The following is a 17,914-nucleotide window of genomic DNA, read 5'->3' on the forward strand; positions in this document are numbered from 1 at the left end:
CTCGAACAGCAATCATCGCATATATTGCGGCGCGTTCGCGCGAAGACAGCTTCATCAGCTCATGGGGTAAAATGTGCAGCTCATGGAGGGCGTAATAAGCAAAATTGGCTTCACTATCGCCCTCGTTGATTAGTTTTTTACTTCATCCACCAGCTCGTTCATGTCCGTGCCAAAACCATTTAAGGCCTGCACCCGCTCACCCAACGCCGCGAATTCACCCGGTAGCAGCATTTTACGCAGCAGTGTCTCAGCGCCAAGTACGCCATAAGAACGCTGCAATTCAGCATTTTTCAGATCCGGATGCACTACACTTGAGGTCATCAGCTTCGCCATATAATCGTTAGGCTCAATTTCGGAGGTATACACTCCGTTTTTACCTTTGACTTTGCGGGTTGCGGCCTTGCGGCATTCCTGATTCTCATCCTCAGTCATACTGCGCAGCTTCCAGGCTACCGCATTTCCTTCCTTATCCTTAAAACGCTGGGATACTACAAACTCCTCGGTCGTGTCACATGCTACATTTTGGGCAAAAAATAAACTTAATTCGCTCATTGTCTTCCTCCTAGAATTATTTATTTAGATACTTCTCCTGCTACTAGCTGCCAATAGACAGAGAAGAGACCCGCCGCTCATTCTACGTTCGGGTCTTGCTTGCTCCAATCTATCTAGTTGTTGGCTTAATTAAAGCCCGGAGCCTGCCGGAGCACCAAAAGCTTGCACAATCTGCACATCTTCAAAGGTAAAGCTAACTTCTTCTTCCAGAGCATCTGACTCTGTATCGAGTGAGGCCATGATGACGCTATCAAGGTTCACCCCTTTTAGAATAATCCGCTGTGCCCCCACGCTGGACGATGGATCTTCGTTCGTAACCTCAATATCGAAGTACTGATCAACACCCGTATTCATATAATCGAGCATCATCTGGCGGAAACGACTAGTCATATAAAAAATCGTCATCGAACCGCTGCCCGACCATCCAGTCGCTTTATGCTGAACACCCCGGCGGCCCAGTGTTTTCACCTCTGCCTTTGTTTTTTCTACTGTAGCTTCAAGAGTTTTCACATAGAACATCTCTTCGGTTTGCGTACCAATCACAGCATAAGCACGGCCCTCCTGGCCGGAAATTGTATCACTAGCTTTTAAAAATGCCATCTTAAACCACCTTCACTTTCATATATACTTTTTCTACCGAATCTACCGGTTTCACAGCCACATCCAGCACGATACTATCACTATCTGCACCAGCCACAACTACAACATCTGTCTGCGCGTTAAAGCCCTCAATCGCACCCATATCCTGCAAATCATTCATATAAGTCGCACACTGTGACCAGAAAAGAGCACGGCCATCTTCATTATTTGCGACCTTACCGATATAGTAGTTCTCAAAAATACGCTTCATATCATTTGCAATTCCATCCAGCACGCGCAGTACACGATTTTTGGAGAATGCTTTGCCTTTGTCCGGTGAAAACGCGGTAAATGTATTGATATCCTGTTCCACCACAGCCCGTCCGCCACTGTAAGTAAAGATAAGCTCTCCTTTTAGCAACGCAGCTGTAGTCTCAGAATGGCTAAGTCTTACATCAGCATCCACCGAATCATCATAACCCTGATAAGTCAGCGATTCATTAACAGCAGCTGCTGCTGTAGCACCAGCTACCCAAGCAACGGCATTGACGTTATCAATCGTAGTTCCGTCGCTCAGTACTACCCCATTATTCACGCTAATCACACCTTCATGACCTGCAGCCACATAATCGGATAGTACAGCCTGTACCTTTTTCCCTTCTGTATCCCGAAGCCGTCTCACAAAAGAACTGTAGAGTGCCTTCAGAGCACTATCCTGCGATACTAGACCCACTGTTTGGAATTCCTGCACCTCAAGAGCAGACAGGAAGTCACTATGTGCTCCATTCGTCACGGTTCCGTTAGCCCCCCCTGTAAGCGGCATGCCTGCAATTAGCTTCAAGCCTTCTGCACCATTTTTCTGGAATTGAACATAATCGTTCGCGACCAACTCTTCAGCCGTTCCGACCGTTTGCTTGTTCAGTTCGGTTCCATTAAGCAACGTCTTTACATCAAAAAGAGCAGCATTCTCTATATTTTTCTCAATTACAATCGAAAGATCATTTCCGCGTACACCGCCATATTTAGCTGTTACCTGAAGGCCGTTATTCGTGACTGCCGCTTTAACACCTTCATTCAATCGATAGAGCAGCAAGGTTCCCGCCCGTTTCAGCGCTTCACGCACTGGCAGTAGAGTTGGATGTTCCAAATCCACTCCTAGCAGCTTATTCACATCATCCAGCGGGGTAATCCTCATGATTACTCCCGGCTCTCCCCAAGATAGGGCAAGCGCCAATGCCGTAATCCCGCGTTCTCCCATTTTGCCGATGGCACCTTGATTTGATGCTACATTTACGTACACCCCGGGGCGCACCTTATTTTGCGTTGTCCATGTTCCGCCTGCCATTAGTTCATTACCTCCTTATTTTTGAACAATCCCATAGATTGCTTTGCTTCTTCTAGCGTATAGTTCTTGCCATCCTGCAAAATAACGTTCAATATATCCTTTTCCCTCGGCGTAAAAAGTGGGCAATTCACAATCTGTTCCTTACTGAACCCATTCCCGTTACTTCCTTTAGTACTCATTTCAATCGTTCTCCTCCAATCATTTGTCCCATCTTAATGCTGTCAGGCTTGTCGTTTTGCAAATACAACATATAGTCAACTGTAAACAGCGGCCCATGCCCTTCAGTTCCAGCTTCCCAAGCTTGCCTAACTACACGAAAAGCTCCACCATCCTGCTCCATTCCTGCCATCGCCTCACTCAGCTTATCTGCCATTCTCTCAGCTTCCAGCAAATTGCCTTGCTCATAACGGATGCCAAAACGGTAGACCGCTAAATACCTGCCCTCCCGCTGCCGATCCAGTGTTGCTGAGATCAATCCGGGATGAAAATAAGCGGTTTGAGGTTTTTCTCCTTCTACATATACAGGCACATCAGGAAAATACCGTTCAAGTGTACTTGTAATGTGTTCTCGCAATTGTTGTACCGACATCACTCCATTCCTTTCTGATCTGCGACCGTCCGTCGATCCTTGATGGTGTTAACCTTCAACTGCATGAACATTAAGCAGACACCCCCTCAACTAGATTTAAGAAAAAAGGATACTATCCGAGGTTGGATAATATCCCTTCTTCATTAGGCAAATGCGAGAAGAATCTTTCACCGCTAGGTTGTTCTCATCACCCTTAGGGCGGAACTATTAGCAGAGCATTCATGCTCTTGCGGTGTTCTTTTGCTTCATTTGCCATGTTATAATCATACCCCCATATTATCCTTGCGGAGAGGGTAAACGGACGAGGTTTTGGCTAGCTTTGGGATGGTATTGAGCGGTTTTTTGGAGGTAGACAATTGAAGACAAGCTAAAGAGCCTTGGTCCCTCCTTTTATGGACGGCAAGTTTTTGTGCGAGGATTATAAGGATAAAGTACATTCTGAAACTTATAGTTTCTTATAATTCAAAAAAAGACTGCATCATCCGCTCGGACGATACAGTCTTCTTTACTAATCACACTATTCTATTTCTATTAAGTAATACTCATTTTCTCTTTCTTTACCTTAGACGCTGTTGTTACTAAAGTTTGCAGAGACAGTAAGCCGAGATCCGTTAACGCTAATGCCATCTTGTAAAAAGCCTTCGAGCGTATCTTCACGTAAGTGTCCTTACTTACCGGTGGATCAAACACATGATTGTAAATCGTATAATCGTACATCTCGTCTCTTCTCATATACCTTTCCCGTACCAGCTGCTGTTCTCTCGTATCGAGTCTCTCTACCACAGAGTCTATTGCGGAACAATAAGCTCTCCTTGCGGCGGGGATGTCCACATTATAAGAAGCTATCGCAGCAGTCTGATCAGTTACAGTGTTAGTAGGACCATGAAATCTTTCTGTGTATGAATAAGTTGTGCTTGCTTCCTTAGCTTCAAATGTAACGGTCTTAAAAATACGGTATTTCTCCAACATGCTCTCTATAGCGACCTGGGTTCGGCGACGGTCCAACTCTGGTAAAGTTGATATGTTCATCATTTATGCACTCCTTTTGGGTTTAACTGAATGAGATTTAATTTGCGGAATTTTCCAGCCCAATGTGATAAAATAAACCTTGTTCGTATTCTGTTCGTATTTTTCTATAATATACCACTTCTTTACCAATCTCGTAAAACCCCGTTTTAGGCTGTTTTTATCGAAAAAGAGCGTATATCCCTCCATTATCTTGCCTTTTGGCAATAATATACGCTTTGTTGTTTACCTATTGGCAAAAATGGCTTATATTATTATCATAAGGTTAAAGCCAATAAGGAGTGAGTTGAGATGAAACAGGAATTCGGGGATTATATGAAGCATCTTCGGGAAACAAAAGGACTCACCATTAATCAATTAGCAGCAGCAGCCGGAATTAGCGGTTCGCAAATTTCCCGGATTGAGAATGGATTAAGAGGGGTTCCTAAACCAACCACGTTACGCAAAATTGCTGAGGCCACTGGCGTCCCCTACGGGGAGCTAATGGATCAGGCAGGGTATTTGCAGGACCAGACTCTTTCAAGCGATGAGGCTGTCCCAGATTGGGCTACAAGCAAAGATAAAAGAGACTTTCGAAAAATGCTAGAGGATGATGGAGAGCTGATGTTTGACGGAATTCCATTAGACAAAGAAGATAAACAGAGGATTAAAGATGTACTAACCGGATTGTTCTGGGAAGCCAAACAGATGAATAAGAGAAAAAAATCCAAAGACACTAAATAACTATACTAACATGCTGCAGGTGAAGAACATGGATGAACTGATCAATAGTCTGATTAAAAAATATAAAACCAACTGCCCGTTCGAGCTTGCCGCAGCACTAGGCATTCAAATCCGCTTCATGAACCTGGGGACTGGCACAAAGGGATTATATTATCGAAAACTAAGAAGAAGGTTTATCGTCATTCATAATGAGTTGCCTGTAGAATGGCAGCGCTTCGTTTGTGCGCATGAATTAGGACATGATCGGCTTCACAAGGGGATCAATCGCTTTTTTCTGGAGGAAAGCTCCTATTTCTCTCCTGGGAAGCTTGAACGTCAAGCTAATGTCTTTGCTGTAAAATTACTTTCTTCGGGCCGAAGCCCCGAACAAGAGGAATCATGGAGAAACTATTATCTACGGATTGGAATTCCACCGGAAGTCCGATTTTTTTTGGAGGAATAATAGAACATATGTTCTTTAGCTGTATTTATATGTATATTCAATACATAACAAAAAGCCCTTACCGAAGTAAGAGCTTTTGAGCAGCGATTAAGCTGAGTATCGGGATGACACGATTTGAACATGCGACCCCCTGGTCCCAAACCAGGTGCTCTACCAAGCTGAGCTACATCCCGTTACTATAAAATTATGGAGCGGGTGATGGGAATCGAACCCACGCTATCAGCTTGGAAGGCTGAAGTTCTACCATTGAACTACACCCGCAAAGGTGAAAATCGGGATGACACGATTTGAACATGCGACCCCCTGGTCCCAAACCAGGTGCTCTACCAAGCTGAGCTACATCCCGTTATAAATACTATAATTGCTTAATAATAAAATGGCGCGCCCTGAGAGATTCGAACTCCCGGCCTTTTGATTCGTAGTCAAACGCTCTATCCAGCTGAGCTAAGGGCGCAAAATTATGGAGCGGACGACGGGAATCGAACCCGCGACCCTCGCCTTGGCAAGGCGATGCTCTACCGCTGAGCCACGTCCGCAATAAGTGGTGCGCGTGAAGGGACTTGAACCCCCACGTCGTGAAACGCCAGATCCTAAGTCTGGTGCGTCTGCCATTCCGCCACACGCGCATGATAATAATAAAAGTGAGCCATGAAGGACTCGAACCTTCGACACCCTGATTAAAAGTCAGGTGCTCTACCAACTGAGCTAATGGCTCGCACTTGGCTGGGGATATAGGATTCGAACCTATGAGTGACGGAGTCAAAGTCCGTTGCCTTACCGCTTGGCTAATCCCCATTGATGGTACCTCTATGTTGCCCATAATCTCTTAGCAAGATTATGGTGGAGGCTGAGGGGATCGAACCCCCGACCCTCTGCTTGTAAGGCAGATGCTCTCCCAGCTGAGCTAAGCCTCCATATCTATGGGACCCTCTAAGGGTAAGTACAAGTAAAAGTTGGTGACCCGTATGGGATTCGAACCCATGTTACCTCCGTGAAAGGGAGGTGTCTTAACCCCTTGACCAACGGGCCTTGCAAATCTGTGGAGCTCTCAACCGGATTCGAACCGGTGACCTCTTCCTTACCATGGAAGCACTCTACCTGCTGAGCTATGAGAGCATGGCTCCCCGAACAGGACTCGAACCTGTGACAACTCGATTAACAGTCGAGTGCTCTACCAACTGAGCTATCAGGGAATATCCGCTTGGCAACGTCCTACTCTCCCAGGACCCTTCGGTCCAAGTACCATCGGCGCTGGAGGGCTTAACGGTCGTGTTCGGGATGGGTACGTGTGGAACCCCTCCGCTATCGCCACCAAACGGGCATTTACAGCGTAAATGCTCAGGCTTAATCGCCTGAAAACTGAATCCGAAACAAATCTGCATTCTACGTATAGGATAAGCCCTCGACCGATTAGTATTGGTCAGCTCCATGCATTGCTGCACTTCCACCTCCAACCTATCTACCTCGTCGTCTTCAAGGGGTCTTACTAATTGGGAAATCTCATCTTGAGGGGGGCTTCACGCTTAGATGCTTTCAGCGCTTATCCCGTCCGTACGTAGCTACCCAGCCATGCTCCTGGCGGAACAACTGGTGCACCAGCGGTACGTCCATCCCGGTCCTCTCGTACTAAGGACAGCTCCTCTCAAATTTCCTGCGCCCACGACAGATAGGGACCGAACTGTCTCACGACGTTCTGAACCCAGCTCGCGTACCGCTTTAATGGGCGAACAGCCCAACCCTTGGGACCTACTTCAGCCCCAGGATGCGATGAGCCGACATCGAGGTGCCAAACCTCCCCGTCGATGTGGACTCTTGGGGGAGATAAGCCTGTTATCCCCAGGGTAGCTTTTATCCGTTGAGCGATGGCCCTTCCATGCGGTACCACCGGATCACTAAGTCCGACTTTCGTCCCTGCTCGACTTGTAGGTCTCGCAGTCAAGCTCCCTTATGCCTTTGCACTCTGCGAATGATTTCCAACCATTCTGAGGGAACCTTGGAACGCCTCCGTTACTCTTTAGGAGGCGACCGCCCCAGTCAAACTGCCCGCCTGACACGGTCCCCGTACCCGATAAGGGCACTAGGTTAGAACCTAGATACGATCAGGGTGGTATCCCAACGGCGCCTCCACCGAAGCTTGCGCTCCGATTTCTACGGCTCCCACCTATCCTGTACAGATCGTACCCAAATTCAATATCAAGCTGCAGTAAAGCTCCATGGGGTCTTTCCGTCTTGTCGCGGGTAACCTGCATCTTCACAGGTATTAAAATTTCACCGGATCTCTCGTTGAGACAGCGCCCAAGTCGTTACGCCATTCGTGCGGGTCAGAATTTACCTGACAAGGAATTTCGCTACCTTAGGACCGTTATAGTTACGGCCGCCGTTTACTGGGGCTTCGGTTCATAGCTTCGGGTTACCCCTAACCACTCCCCTTAACCTTCCAGCACCGGGCAGGCGTCAGCCCGTATACTTCGCCTTGCGGCTTCGCACAGACCTGTGTTTTTGCTAAACAGTCGCTTGGGCCTTTTCACTGCGGCCCCCTCGTGCTATTCACACTACCGGGGCACCCCTTCTCCCGAAGTTACGGGGTCATTTTGCCGAGTTCCTTAACGAGAGTTCTTCCGCGCGCCTTAGAATTCTCTTCTCGCCTACCTGTGTCGGTTTGCGGTACGGGCACCTTCTCCTGGCTAGAGGCTTTTCTTGGCAGTGTGAGATCATGACCTTCGCTACTACAATTTTCGCTCCCCATCACAGCCCAGCCTTAATGATGTGCGGATTTGCCTACACATCAGCCTCACTGCTTAGACGGACATCCATCAGTCCGCGTCACTACCCTCCTGCGTCACCCCATCGCTCATAGCGGATTACGGTGGTACAGTAATTTCAAACTGTTGTCCTTCGACTACGCCTTTCGGCCTCGCCTTAGGTCCCGACTTACCCTGAGCGGACGAGCCTTCCTCAGGAAACCTTGGGCTTTCGGCGGATCAGATTCTCACTGATCTTTTCGTTACTCATACCGGCATTCTCACTTGTGTAGTGTCCAGCGCTCTTTTCAGTACACCTTCAACCCCTACACAACGCTCCCCTACCCCAGATACATACGTATCTAGCCATAGCTTCGGTGGTGTGTTTAGCCCCGTTACATTTTCGGCGCAGAGTCACTCGACCAGTGAGCTATTACGCACTCTTTCAATGGTGGCTGCTTCTAAGCCAACATCCTGGTTGTCTGTGCAACTCCACATCCTTTCCCACTTAACACACACTTGGGGACCTTAGCTGATGGTCTGGGCTGTTTCCCTTTTGACAATGGATCTTAGCACTCACTGTCTGACTCCCGGCAATAAGTATATGGCATTCGGAGTTTGACTGAGCTTGGTAATCCTTGCGGACCCCGCACCCAATCAGTGCTCTACCTCCACTACTCTTATACCGAGGCTAGCCCTAAAGCTATTTCGGGGAGAACCAGCTATCTCCGAGTTCGATTGGAATTTCTCCGCTACCCCCACCTCATCCCCGCACTTTTCAACGTACGTGGGTTCGGGCCTCCAGTGCGTGTTACCGCACCTTCACCCTGGACAGGGGTAGATCACACGGTTTCGGGTCTACGTCCACATACTCAATCGCCCTATTCAGACTCGCTTTCGCTGCGGCTCCACCTTCTCGGCTTAACCTTGCATGTTAAACGTAACTCGCCGGTTCATTCTACAAAAGGCACGCCATCACCCATTAATAGGGCTCTGACTTTTTGTAAGCACACGGTTTCAGGTTCTATTTCACTCCCCTTCCGGGGTGCTTTTCACCTTTCCCTCACGGTACTGTTTCACTATCGGTCGCCAGGTAGTATTTAGCCTTAGCAGATGGTCCTGCTGGATTCATACGGGGTTTCACGTGCCCCGCACTACTCGGGATCCGTCTCGGAGAGAATACAGTTTAGGTTACAGGGCTTTTACCTCTATCGCGGGCCTTTCCAGACCTCTTCACCTACCATATTCCTTTGTAACTCCATGTGAGACGTCCCACAACCCCTAAGAGCAAGCTCTTAGGTTTAGGCTGTTCCGCGTTCGCTCGCCGCTACTGACGGAATCACTATTGTTTTCTCTTCCTCAGGGTACTTAGATGTTTCAGTTCCCCTGGTCTGCCTCTACACACCCTATGTATTCAGGTATGAGTAACTGCGAATTACCACAGCTGGGTTTCCCCATTCGGACACCCCCGGATCAAAGCTTGCTTACAGCTCCCCGAGGCAGTTTCGTTGTTCGCCACGTCCTTCGTCGGCTCCTGGCGCCTAGGCATCCTCCGTGTGCTCTTATTAGCTTAACCTTGATTCTTCCGCAGGAAAATATCATACGATGACATTCTCTTTGGAATCATCTCACTAATAACATTTACTTGTTTGCACAAGTTGCTAAAAGATGTTCTAAAACGCAAATTCGTTTCGGTATCCAGTTTTCAAGGATCAAGTTGAAAAAGTTATTCATTTTAAAATTTATGGTGGAGCCAAGCGGGATCGAACCGCTGACCTCCTGCTTGCAAGGCAGGCGCTCTCCCAGCTGAGCTATGGCCCCATAAAATTTCTCTATAATGTTATATGGTGGGCCTTGGTGGACTCGAACCACCGACCTCACCCTTATCAGAGGTGCGCTCTAACCAACTGAGCTAAAAGCCCATATAACATATATAACATTGTGAATCAACCAATGAATTGGTTGTCCGCTTGGCAACGTCCTACTCTCCCAGGACCCTTCGGTCCAAGTACCATCGGCGCTGGAGGGCTTAACGGTCGTGTTCGGGATGGGTACGTGTGGAACCCCTCCGCTATCGCCACCAAACGCATACGAAAGAGACTTGCTCTTTCAAAACTGAACACGAGTGAGTGTTCGAACCCGAAGGTTCTATTGTGGAAGCTTAGCTTCCGATTTGAATGTTCTCATTGCAGAGAACGATTCTCCATAGAAAGGAGGTGATCCAGCCGCACCTTCCGATACGGCTACCTTGTTACGACTTCACCCCAATCATCTACCCCACCTTCGGCGGCTGGCTCCCTTGCGGGTTACCCCACCGACTTCGGGTGTTGTAAACTCTCGTGGTGTGACGGGCGGTGTGTACAAGACCCGGGAACGTATTCACCGCGGCATGCTGATCCGCGATTACTAGCAATTCCGACTTCATGCAGGCGAGTTGCAGCCTGCAATCCGAACTGAGACCGGCTTTGATGGGATTGGCTCCACCTCGCGGCTTCGCTTCCCGTTGTACCGGCCATTGTAGTACGTGTGTAGCCCAGGTCATAAGGGGCATGATGATTTGACGTCATCCCCACCTTCCTCCGGTTTGTCACCGGCAGTCACTCTAGAGTGCCCAGCATTACCTGCTGGCAACTAAAGTTAAGGGTTGCGCTCGTTGCGGGACTTAACCCAACATCTCACGACACGAGCTGACGACAACCATGCACCACCTGTCTCCTCTGTCCCGAAGGCCGCTGCTATCTCTAGCAGATTCAGAGGGATGTCAAGACCTGGTAAGGTTCTTCGCGTTGCTTCGAATTAAACCACATACTCCACTGCTTGTGCGGGTCCCCGTCAATTCCTTTGAGTTTCAGTCTTGCGACCGTACTCCCCAGGCGGAGTGCTTACTGTGTTAACTTCGGCACCAAGGGTATCGAAACCCCTAACACCTAGCACTCATCGTTTACGGCGTGGACTACCAGGGTATCTAATCCTGTTTGCTCCCCACGCTTTCGCGCCTCAGCGTCAGTTACAGCCCAGAAAGTCGCCTTCGCCACTGGTGTTCCTCCACATATCTACGCATTTCACCGCTACACGTGGAATTCCACTTTCCTCTTCTGTACTCAAGCCACCCAGTTTCCAGTGCGACCTCAGGTTGAGCCCAAGGTTTAAACACCAGACTTAAATAGCCGCCTGCGCGCGCTTTACGCCCAATAATTCCGGACAACGCTTGCCCCCTACGTATTACCGCGGCTGCTGGCACGTAGTTAGCCGGGGCTTTCTTCTCAGGTACCGTCACTCCGGTAGCAGTTACTCTACCGGACGTTCTTCCCTGGCAACAGAGCTTTACGATCCGAAAACCTTCATCACTCACGCGGCGTTGCTCCGTCAGGCTTTCGCCCATTGCGGAAGATTCCCTACTGCTGCCTCCCGTAGGAGTCTGGGCCGTGTCTCAGTCCCAGTGTGGCCGTTCACCCTCTCAGGTCGGCTACGCATCGTCGCCTTGGTGGGCCGTTACCCCACCAACTAGCTAATGCGCCGCAGGCCCATCCCTCAGTGACAGATTGCTCCGTCTTTCATTCTTCTCTCAGGAGAAAAAAGAAATTATCCGGTATTAGCTACCGTTTCCGGTAGTTATCCCAGTCTGAAGGGCAGGTTGCCTACGTGTTACTCACCCGTCCGCCGCTAAGTTACTTTGAAAGCAAGCTTTCAAAGTAACTCCGCTCGACTTGCATGTATTAGGCACGCCGCCAGCGTTCGTCCTGAGCCAGGATCAAACTCTCCAATTAGTATTGAAAAGAGCGATATGCTCATTTTGAAACATCTGACGAGAAAATTAATTCTCTAATTTGGATTTCACTTGCGTGATTTCCCACTCACTCGTTGTTCAGTTTTCAAAGATCAATGTCTCTCGTTTCGTCGTCGTTGTTTATCAGCGGCGACCTTTATAATATATCACAGTGTTAAGCTGTTTGGCAAGTCTTTTTTTTGAAAAATCTTTTTTTCAATTTTTCTTGCCTTCCGCTTCCCTTTTACACAAGCAAAAGGAGCGCGAGATATAATTTATCATGAGCACTCCTTTTTAGTCAAGCTATTTTATTAAATAATCTGAAAACTTTATAAAACTGTAGCAATTCTCGTATATCTTCAGTGTTTATACTGAGAAGAACGCCCACCCCATGCATACTTGGAAAGCTCTTTCTGAGGAGCGAAGCGAGCATACATCCGGAATACAGTCTTATATCTATTAGCGATGGCGTGCCTGATATTTTGGTCCAAGCGCTGATCACTCAAATCTAACAGCATCTCATCTAGTTCTTTTCTCAAAACATAATCCAGTTCCTTGCATTCCTTTTCGTTAAACAACATTCCCAACATATGCTTGGCCTCCTTCATGAAGTTGCAATTAACACCTTCTCTAAACCCCCAAAACCTTTTTTGGATAATCAGTAAGTACATCTCATGGAGAAAGCTGCCTTAAGATCCTCTTACACTAGATTAACCGGAGTCCTCTTTTTATAACCATAATTATTAAAAATTCCCTTTATGGTTTCGTCTCGATTATATACTCCTTACCTTTAGGCAATCCTTGGATGAACGCCCTTAATGTTATGCTCTATTCCCGGAAGTTTTATGATAAAAGTGAAAAAGTAATTGTACTTTCAATAATGGCTGCAACAAATAACAGGATTACAGTCCATATGGAAGCAGTAAGTGTTTGACGCATGAATGCAGACCAGTCTGCGCTTTTCTCCTCTTTTCTATCTGTAGATCGAAATAAACTTGAAATCACTTTCCCGCCAAAATGCAGTCCAAAGGCACAAGCGATAATGATTGCCGGAATCTCTATAATCCCGTGTGGCAGCAATCCTTTTACGATTAAATCGAACAAATCCTGCCCTTGCAGTGCGGATAAATGTATCAAGTAGCCAATTACCGCTCCGTTTATAAATAAGAATATAGCTGGCAATATGCCGAACAACGCTCCCAGGAAAATAATAACCACGCCCTTGATGGCGTTATTCAGAAATATAAATACAAAGAAGTTCCATTGCGGATTAGAGGTATCTCTTAAGTTCCCACTGATCTCACTAAGCCCTTCCAATTGCTGAACCAATAGTTTTTCCAGACTACTTGTCGCTACCCAGCCAACAACCGCTCCTATTACGAAGAGCAGACAGGACAGCAGCAAAGCCTTGCGGATTGATTTAATATCTTTAACAAACGTGAAGAACGACAACATAAATACCTCCTGAAATTGTGATCTCTGTTTCTTAGGTCATAACCGTGCGGTACGAGCATACATTTAGAACAAACAAGCATTTCGCATGGGAGAGGAGCGCTGTCATTAATGAATTCTTTTTATGTATTCAGCGGCAAAAAGATCAAAAGGTTCATCTATATCTTCGCCGCTGTGCTTCTTGCTGCTGGAGTTGTCTATGTCGAGAGGGGTAATATCACCGTTTTTTCTGAGGCTGGACCTTCTGCCATTTACAGTGTGCCAACAGAGAAGAAGCTGATTGCCCTAACCTTCGATATTAGCTGGGGGGAAAAGAGACCCGAACCAATTTTGAAGGTACTTGAAGACAAGAAAGTGGACAAAGCCACCTTCTTCCTATCGTCACCATGGAGTAAGACTCACCCGGATATTGTAACAAGCATTAAAAACGCAGGATTCGAAATTGGCAGTCATGGCCATAAACACGTCAATTACAGCACTCTAAGTAACGAAGAGATTCGCACTCAGATCACAACGGCTCACACTGTGCTTACAGAATTAACCGGTAAAGAACCAAATTTAATTCGTATGCCTAATGGTGATTTTGACAAAAGAGTTCTGCAAGTGGCCAATGATCTTGGTTACAAAGTCATCCAGTGGGACACAGACTCTCTGGACTGGAAGAACATAGGTGTAGACAATATCGTGAAGCGTGTAACGACTAAAGCACATCCTGGTGATATCGTTCTACTACATGCCAGTGATTCCTGCAAACAAACTCACGAAGCTCTTCCGCAAATTATCGATGAGCTCCGCAGACAAGGTTATGAATTCGTTACCGTCTCTGAGCTGATCAGCCAAAGCAATGCGGAGGGTAAAGAGGTTCGCGACTCGGCCTCACTAAATAGTGCCTTAGAGGATGCTGCCGGGCTGTAACGCTCCTCCCAATCTTAGGTACCGCAATAGATGTTGGTCTTATCCAAATATTAATGACGCGGGGAAATGAGCTCCGATATGTCGGGTGTGGGGGTATTCAGCTTCGGATAGCTCAGATCCAGACTCTCCAGTGTCTTTACAACGATGGATAAGGCCAAATAGTTGCGGTACCATTGATGATTGGCTGGTATCCAGTACCAGGGTGCTTTATCAATACTTGACTCCTTAAAAACATCTACATATGCCTCTTGGTAATCATCCCAAAACTCCCGCTCCTGTAGATCACTTGCGTCAAATTTCCAGTGTTTTTTGGGATCTTCAAGCCGTTCTTTGATTTTCTTAAGCTGCTTCTCTTTTGAAATATGCAGAAAAAGCTTGATAACTGTCGTTCCCTCTTCCACCAGCATCTCCTCAAACTGCCGTATGTAACGAAAGCGGCGCTTCAAATCATCCTTTTTCAATCCCCCATGTACCCGCGGTACCAATACATCTTCATAGTGTGAGCGGTTAAATGCAGAGATGTAGCCTTTAGGGGGTGTCTTTTGATGCACTCTCCATAAGAAATCGTGAGCTTCTTCCTCCAGAGAAGGTTTCTTGAAGCTGGTCACTATAAAGCCTTGTGGATTAATCCCTGAAAAAATATGTTTAACCGTTCCATCCTTACCGCTGGAATCCATCCCTTGCAGAATTACGAGCAGTGAATGCTTTTTCTGTGCAAAAAGAATATCTTGAAGCTCTGCCAACCGTTCCTTTAACTGCTCTGTTTTGGCTTCTGCTTCTTTTTTTGATTTAAAGTTACCTGTATCGTCCGGGTCCAGCTTGTTAAGCTGGATTTCATTTGTGTCTTTTATCATATAACGCTTGATGTCCATATATTCCCCTCCTAAAAGTTTTGTGAGCGTTGCTACGCTTGTATTACTTCGTACAAAACTGCTTCGGAAGCATACGCTTAGTTTTGTAAAGCATATGCATCATTGAAAAACTTCGTACAAAACTCACTTCGGAAGCATCTGCTTAGTTTTGTGAGCGTTGCTACACACAAAGAATCCGCTCTATTGTTCTTTAAGATTAACCTCCTCCAGCCGATTTTAATCGTTAGGATACATTCTAGAGCAAAAAACCCCGTTTTCTGAAGGCCAGAGTACGGGGTTCATGATTTGCTGAATTCGCCCCAGCCTTTATCCGGCTGCCGGCTTGAGAATACGGTGAAGCATCAAAATCTGGAATGCATTACAGGCGATGAGCGGAACAACAATAAACACTGTCGCACTATCAACACCTATACTGAGCACGCCGATAATTTCCACAATTGAAATAGCTGTCATAAAAAAGAGGGTTGGAATCCAAGCTGAGATGTTTGTACTTTTCACTTTGAAATAAGACACAATAATGGCAGCTAACAAAATAAAGATTCCTAATATTAGATCAGACAAGACACTTCTTTCCCCGCCAACGACGGTACGCAAAAAAATCAGTTCAAGCAATGCGAGCACAGAAAGCACCAGTTGTATGTATTTCCAAATTTTTGGCGGGAAAACACCATTGCCCATGTAATTCAAAATTAGATAAGCAAAAAAACCAAGTTGCGCATAAACACTGACAAGCATACCGTAGCCGAATAGTATCAGCGGGTATAAAAAGAAATCAGCGACACTTTTGAAATCAATTCGACCGTTCACGAATTGCAGTGCCAGACCTGCGATTACTGCTCCGCCCGCTCCTATTAGAAGGGTTGTCCAAAATAAATAAAACCATTTTTTTATACTCAGCCACTTCACCTCCCCTATGTCAGATTTATTTTACCAAGGATACCGACAAAACACCATTACATCAGCAACATAAATGTGTGTTAATGCGGCATAATACAACTGGAGAATCCTAATAAAGGAGGGCAGCGCCAATGAAATGGAGATTTATCGGATCTGTGGGTTTGGCTTTAAGCTTTGTTATGGCCTTAACGGCTTGCGGAAGTGAGCAGAGCAGTTCTTCTTCTGGTCAGGGCAGTTATAAAGAAATGAAGACCATGGTTATTGATATATTAAAAAGTGAAGATGGAAAAAAAGCAGTTGAGGAATCATTATCAAATTCCAGTTCTGGAGGCACCAGCGGAATGAGTATGAAAATGATGCCACTTCAAACAACAGAGGATATAAAAACCGCTGTTAAAGATACCCTCACTGCACCGGAATATCAAAAGGAAATCGAGAAAATTATGACTGATCCCAAGTTCGCAGGCGATTTTGCTAAAGCCATTCAATCACAAAGCAAAGAATTGCACCTGCAACTAATTAAAGATCCCACCTATCAAAAATCCGTCGAGGAAATCATGAAGTCTCCAGAAATGATGACCATGTTTCTTAATCTCACCAAAACACCTGACTACCGAAAGCAATCCATGAAGACCATCCAGGAATCTATGCAGACTCCATTATTCCGGATGGAGGTATTGAATTTACTTAAAAAGGTCGTTCAGGACGAGCTCGAACCGAAGGAACAGAAAAAGGGCGGCGAAAGCGGCGATAAACAGGAAGGCAGCGGCAGCGGTGGTGAAAGTGGCAGCGGTAGCGGCGATGATTCAAGCACATAACCAAAAAGAGGCCTTATCCCACCTAACAAAGTGGGACGGCCTCTTTTTATGCACAATAATTAGTGCTCATATTTCGCAATCAGCTTATCGGCGATATCAGCAAACAACAACGCAGTAGCTGTGTCTTCCTTGTATACGGAAGGTGAGAAATCCGGTTCAGAAATATGGTTGTCCGGTGCGCCCAATGGAACTTGTGCAAGCAGCTCGGTATGGAGTGTCTCCGCAAGCCGAGCGCCTCCGCCTCTGCCAAAAATATAATCTTTTTTACCACAGTCTTTACACTCATAATAAGCCATGTTCTCAATGACCCCAATAATCTCATGTTCTGTCTGCAGAGCCATAGAGCCCGCTCTAGCCGCCACAAACGCTGCGGTAGCATGAGGGGTAGTAACAATAATCTCTTTGCTGTGAGGGAGCATCTGATGTACGTCAAGCGCCACATCACCTGTACCTGGAGGAAGATCAAGCAGCATATAATCAAGTTCTCCCCAGCCCACATCACTGAAGAATTGGCGCAGCATTTTGCCAAGCATAGGTCCCCGCCAAATTACCGGACTATTCTCACGGATAAAGAAGCCCATAGACATGACCTTCACTCCGAAACGTTCCACAGGAATAATGATTCCCTCTTCTACAACGGGTCCCTCTTCGATTCCCATCATATCAGGGATGCTAAACCCATAAATGTCCGCATCAATCAATCCAACCTTTTTACCTTTTCTAGCCAAAGCTACTGCCAAATTCACAGTAACTGTAGACTTTCCAACACCGCCTTTACCACTGGCAATGGCGATAAAGTTAACACCAGAGTTCTCATTGATTAATTCATGATCGTCAAGACCTGCTGCATGTCCCTTAAGTTTCCCCGGTTCATCAGCCCATGGCTCTTCCCCAGCACTCTCTCCGCGTAGTAGAGCACGTTCATAATCGGTTGCATCACGCAGCCGGATATGCACATTAGTGACTCCACCCGCTTCAAGTAACTCACGAACCCGTTGTTCTAGGTCCATGCGACTTTGCTCTTCAGGATCCAGACACACGATTGATAAAGATATACGATCTTCTTTAATCATAATGTCACGGATCAGCTGTAGTTCCACAAGGCTTTTTCCGGTTTCCGGGTCTGTTATTGACTGCAGTATTTCCTGGATATGTTCCCTAGTCAGCATGGAAAGCACCTCTGTTTCCTTTCCGGAG

Annotated in this window: 15 protein-coding genes, 14 tRNA genes and 4 rRNA genes; 4 read left to right on the forward strand and 29 right to left on the reverse strand. The window is 46.6% G+C overall.

The window, feature by feature from the left end:
- Window positions 1-129: 129 nt before the first annotated feature.
- From MHI51_RS27460 to MHI51_RS27485, 6 genes are all read right to left on the reverse strand, one after another.
- On the reverse strand, window positions 130-552 hold the full coding sequence (locus MHI51_RS27460) for a phage tail assembly chaperone (protein WP_076129761.1): 423 nt from the start codon (window positions 550-552) through the stop codon (window positions 130-132).
- Between the two features lie 129 nt (window positions 553-681).
- The gene (locus MHI51_RS27465; RefSeq protein WP_036681245.1) at window positions 682-1,152 is read right to left on the reverse strand and encodes a phage tail tube protein; all 471 of its coding nucleotides are present in this window, start codon (window positions 1,150-1,152) and stop codon (window positions 682-684) included.
- 1 nt (window position 1,153) lies between these two features.
- Complete coding sequence (locus MHI51_RS27470; protein ID WP_076277836.1) at window positions 1,154-2,476, reverse strand: phage tail sheath family protein; 1,323 nt, start codon at window positions 2,474-2,476, stop codon at window positions 1,154-1,156.
- Entirely contained in the window at window positions 2,476-2,655 is a 180-nt protein-coding gene (locus MHI51_RS27475; protein ID WP_405173406.1) for a hypothetical protein, read from the reverse strand. Before MHI51_RS27475 ends, MHI51_RS27470 begins: the two co-directional genes overlap by 1 nt.
- Window positions 2,652-3,065, reverse strand: coding sequence for a DUF6838 family protein (locus MHI51_RS27480; RefSeq protein ID WP_038573440.1), 414 nt, complete (start codon window positions 3,063-3,065; stop codon window positions 2,652-2,654). The genes MHI51_RS27475 and MHI51_RS27480 overlap by 4 nt, the downstream gene beginning before the upstream one ends.
- 531 nt (window positions 3,066-3,596) lie before the next feature.
- Window positions 3,597-4,094, reverse strand: a complete 498-nt coding sequence (locus MHI51_RS27485; protein WP_405174080.1) for an ArpU family phage packaging/lysis transcriptional regulator — start codon at window positions 4,092-4,094, stop codon at window positions 3,597-3,599.
- Window positions 4,095-4,382: 288 nt separating this feature from the next.
- Between MHI51_RS27485 and MHI51_RS27490 the strand changes: the two genes are divergently transcribed.
- The gene (locus MHI51_RS27490; RefSeq protein ID WP_076277838.1) at window positions 4,383-4,814 is read left to right on the forward strand and encodes a helix-turn-helix domain-containing protein; all 432 of its coding nucleotides are present in this window, start codon (window positions 4,383-4,385) and stop codon (window positions 4,812-4,814) included.
- Between the two features lie 28 nt (window positions 4,815-4,842).
- Window positions 4,843-5,256: an ImmA/IrrE family metallo-endopeptidase gene (locus tag MHI51_RS27495; protein ID WP_036681396.1), complete on the forward strand. Its 414-nt coding sequence runs from the start codon at window positions 4,843-4,845 to the stop codon at window positions 5,254-5,256.
- 99 nt (window positions 5,257-5,355) lie between these two features.
- Here MHI51_RS27495 and MHI51_RS27500 read toward each other — a convergent pair.
- From MHI51_RS27500 to MHI51_RS27595, 20 genes are all read right to left on the reverse strand, one after another.
- A tRNA-Pro gene (locus MHI51_RS27500) sits at window positions 5,356-5,429 on the reverse strand.
- Window positions 5,430-5,443: 14 nt separating this feature from the next.
- Window positions 5,444-5,517 (reverse strand) — tRNA-Gly (locus tag MHI51_RS27505).
- A gap of 11 nt (window positions 5,518-5,528) precedes the next feature.
- Window positions 5,529-5,602 (reverse strand) — tRNA-Pro (locus MHI51_RS27510).
- A gap of 31 nt (window positions 5,603-5,633) precedes the next feature.
- A tRNA-Arg gene (locus tag MHI51_RS27515) sits at window positions 5,634-5,710 on the reverse strand.
- Between the two features lie 7 nt (window positions 5,711-5,717).
- A tRNA-Gly gene (locus MHI51_RS27520) sits at window positions 5,718-5,792 on the reverse strand.
- A 6-nt stretch (window positions 5,793-5,798) separates the two neighbouring features.
- A tRNA-Leu gene (locus MHI51_RS27525) sits at window positions 5,799-5,882 on the reverse strand.
- Between the two features lie 16 nt (window positions 5,883-5,898).
- Window positions 5,899-5,971 (reverse strand) — tRNA-Lys (locus MHI51_RS27530).
- 5 nt (window positions 5,972-5,976) lie between these two features.
- A tRNA-Gln gene (locus MHI51_RS27535) sits at window positions 5,977-6,051 on the reverse strand.
- A gap of 43 nt (window positions 6,052-6,094) precedes the next feature.
- Window positions 6,095-6,170: transfer RNA gene (locus tag MHI51_RS27540), tRNA-Val, on the reverse strand.
- 40 nt (window positions 6,171-6,210) lie between these two features.
- A tRNA-Glu gene (locus MHI51_RS27545) sits at window positions 6,211-6,285 on the reverse strand.
- A gap of 11 nt (window positions 6,286-6,296) precedes the next feature.
- Window positions 6,297-6,372 (reverse strand) — tRNA-Thr (locus tag MHI51_RS27550).
- Window position 6,373: 1 nt separating this feature from the next.
- Window positions 6,374-6,449, reverse strand: a tRNA-Asn gene (locus MHI51_RS27555).
- Between the two features lie 6 nt (window positions 6,450-6,455).
- A 5S ribosomal RNA gene (gene rrf / locus MHI51_RS27560) occupies window positions 6,456-6,572 on the reverse strand.
- A gap of 74 nt (window positions 6,573-6,646) precedes the next feature.
- Window positions 6,647-9,573 (reverse strand): 23S ribosomal RNA (locus MHI51_RS27565).
- Window positions 9,574-9,742: 169 nt separating this feature from the next.
- Window positions 9,743-9,818, reverse strand: a tRNA-Ala gene (locus MHI51_RS27570).
- Between the two features lie 24 nt (window positions 9,819-9,842).
- Window positions 9,843-9,919: transfer RNA gene (locus MHI51_RS27575), tRNA-Ile, on the reverse strand.
- A 46-nt stretch (window positions 9,920-9,965) separates the two neighbouring features.
- Window positions 9,966-10,082, reverse strand: a 5S ribosomal RNA gene (gene rrf, locus MHI51_RS27580).
- Between the two features lie 124 nt (window positions 10,083-10,206).
- Window positions 10,207-11,764, reverse strand: a 16S ribosomal RNA gene (locus tag MHI51_RS27585).
- Together the 16S, 23S and 5S rRNA genes with 14 tRNA genes alongside form the textbook arrangement of a ribosomal RNA operon.
- A 358-nt stretch (window positions 11,765-12,122) precedes the next feature.
- Complete coding sequence (locus MHI51_RS27590; RefSeq protein ID WP_036680631.1) at window positions 12,123-12,353, reverse strand: hypothetical protein; 231 nt, start codon at window positions 12,351-12,353, stop codon at window positions 12,123-12,125.
- A 253-nt stretch (window positions 12,354-12,606) separates the two neighbouring features.
- Entirely contained in the window at window positions 12,607-13,218 is a 612-nt protein-coding gene (locus MHI51_RS27595) for a stage II sporulation protein M (protein ID WP_076186601.1), read from the reverse strand.
- A gap of 108 nt (window positions 13,219-13,326) precedes the next feature.
- Between MHI51_RS27595 and pdaB the strand changes: the two genes are divergently transcribed.
- A complete protein-coding gene (gene pdaB, locus MHI51_RS27600; protein ID WP_036680629.1) occupies window positions 13,327-14,130 on the forward strand; it encodes a polysaccharide deacetylase family sporulation protein PdaB in 804 nt (267 codons plus the stop codon).
- Window positions 14,131-14,180: 50 nt separating this feature from the next.
- Here pdaB and MHI51_RS27605 read toward each other — a convergent pair whose 3' ends face one another.
- Window positions 14,181-15,002, reverse strand: a complete 822-nt coding sequence (locus MHI51_RS27605; RefSeq protein WP_076280126.1) for a PPK2 family polyphosphate kinase — start codon at window positions 15,000-15,002, stop codon at window positions 14,181-14,183.
- 306 nt (window positions 15,003-15,308) lie between these two features.
- A complete protein-coding gene (locus tag MHI51_RS27610) occupies window positions 15,309-15,899 on the reverse strand; it encodes a KinB-signaling pathway activation protein (RefSeq protein WP_405174081.1) in 591 nt (196 codons plus the stop codon).
- A 131-nt stretch (window positions 15,900-16,030) separates the two neighbouring features.
- Here MHI51_RS27610 and gerD point away from each other — a divergent pair, with 131 nt between their 5' ends.
- Window positions 16,031-16,717, forward strand: coding sequence for a spore germination lipoprotein GerD (gerD, locus tag MHI51_RS27615; RefSeq protein WP_036680627.1), 687 nt, complete (start codon window positions 16,031-16,033; stop codon window positions 16,715-16,717).
- Window positions 16,718-16,776: 59 nt separating this feature from the next.
- Here the strand turns inward: gerD and MHI51_RS27620 are convergent, their stop codons facing one another.
- Window positions 16,777-17,886: an Mrp/NBP35 family ATP-binding protein gene (locus MHI51_RS27620; protein ID WP_076277844.1), complete on the reverse strand. Its 1,110-nt coding sequence runs from the start codon at window positions 17,884-17,886 to the stop codon at window positions 16,777-16,779.
- Window positions 17,887-17,914: the final 28 nt, after the last annotated feature.

The organism is Paenibacillus sp. FSL H8-0260, assembly GCF_045040625.1.
Classification (GTDB): Bacteria; Bacillota; Bacilli; order Paenibacillales; family Paenibacillaceae; genus Paenibacillus_AQ; species Paenibacillus_AQ odorifer.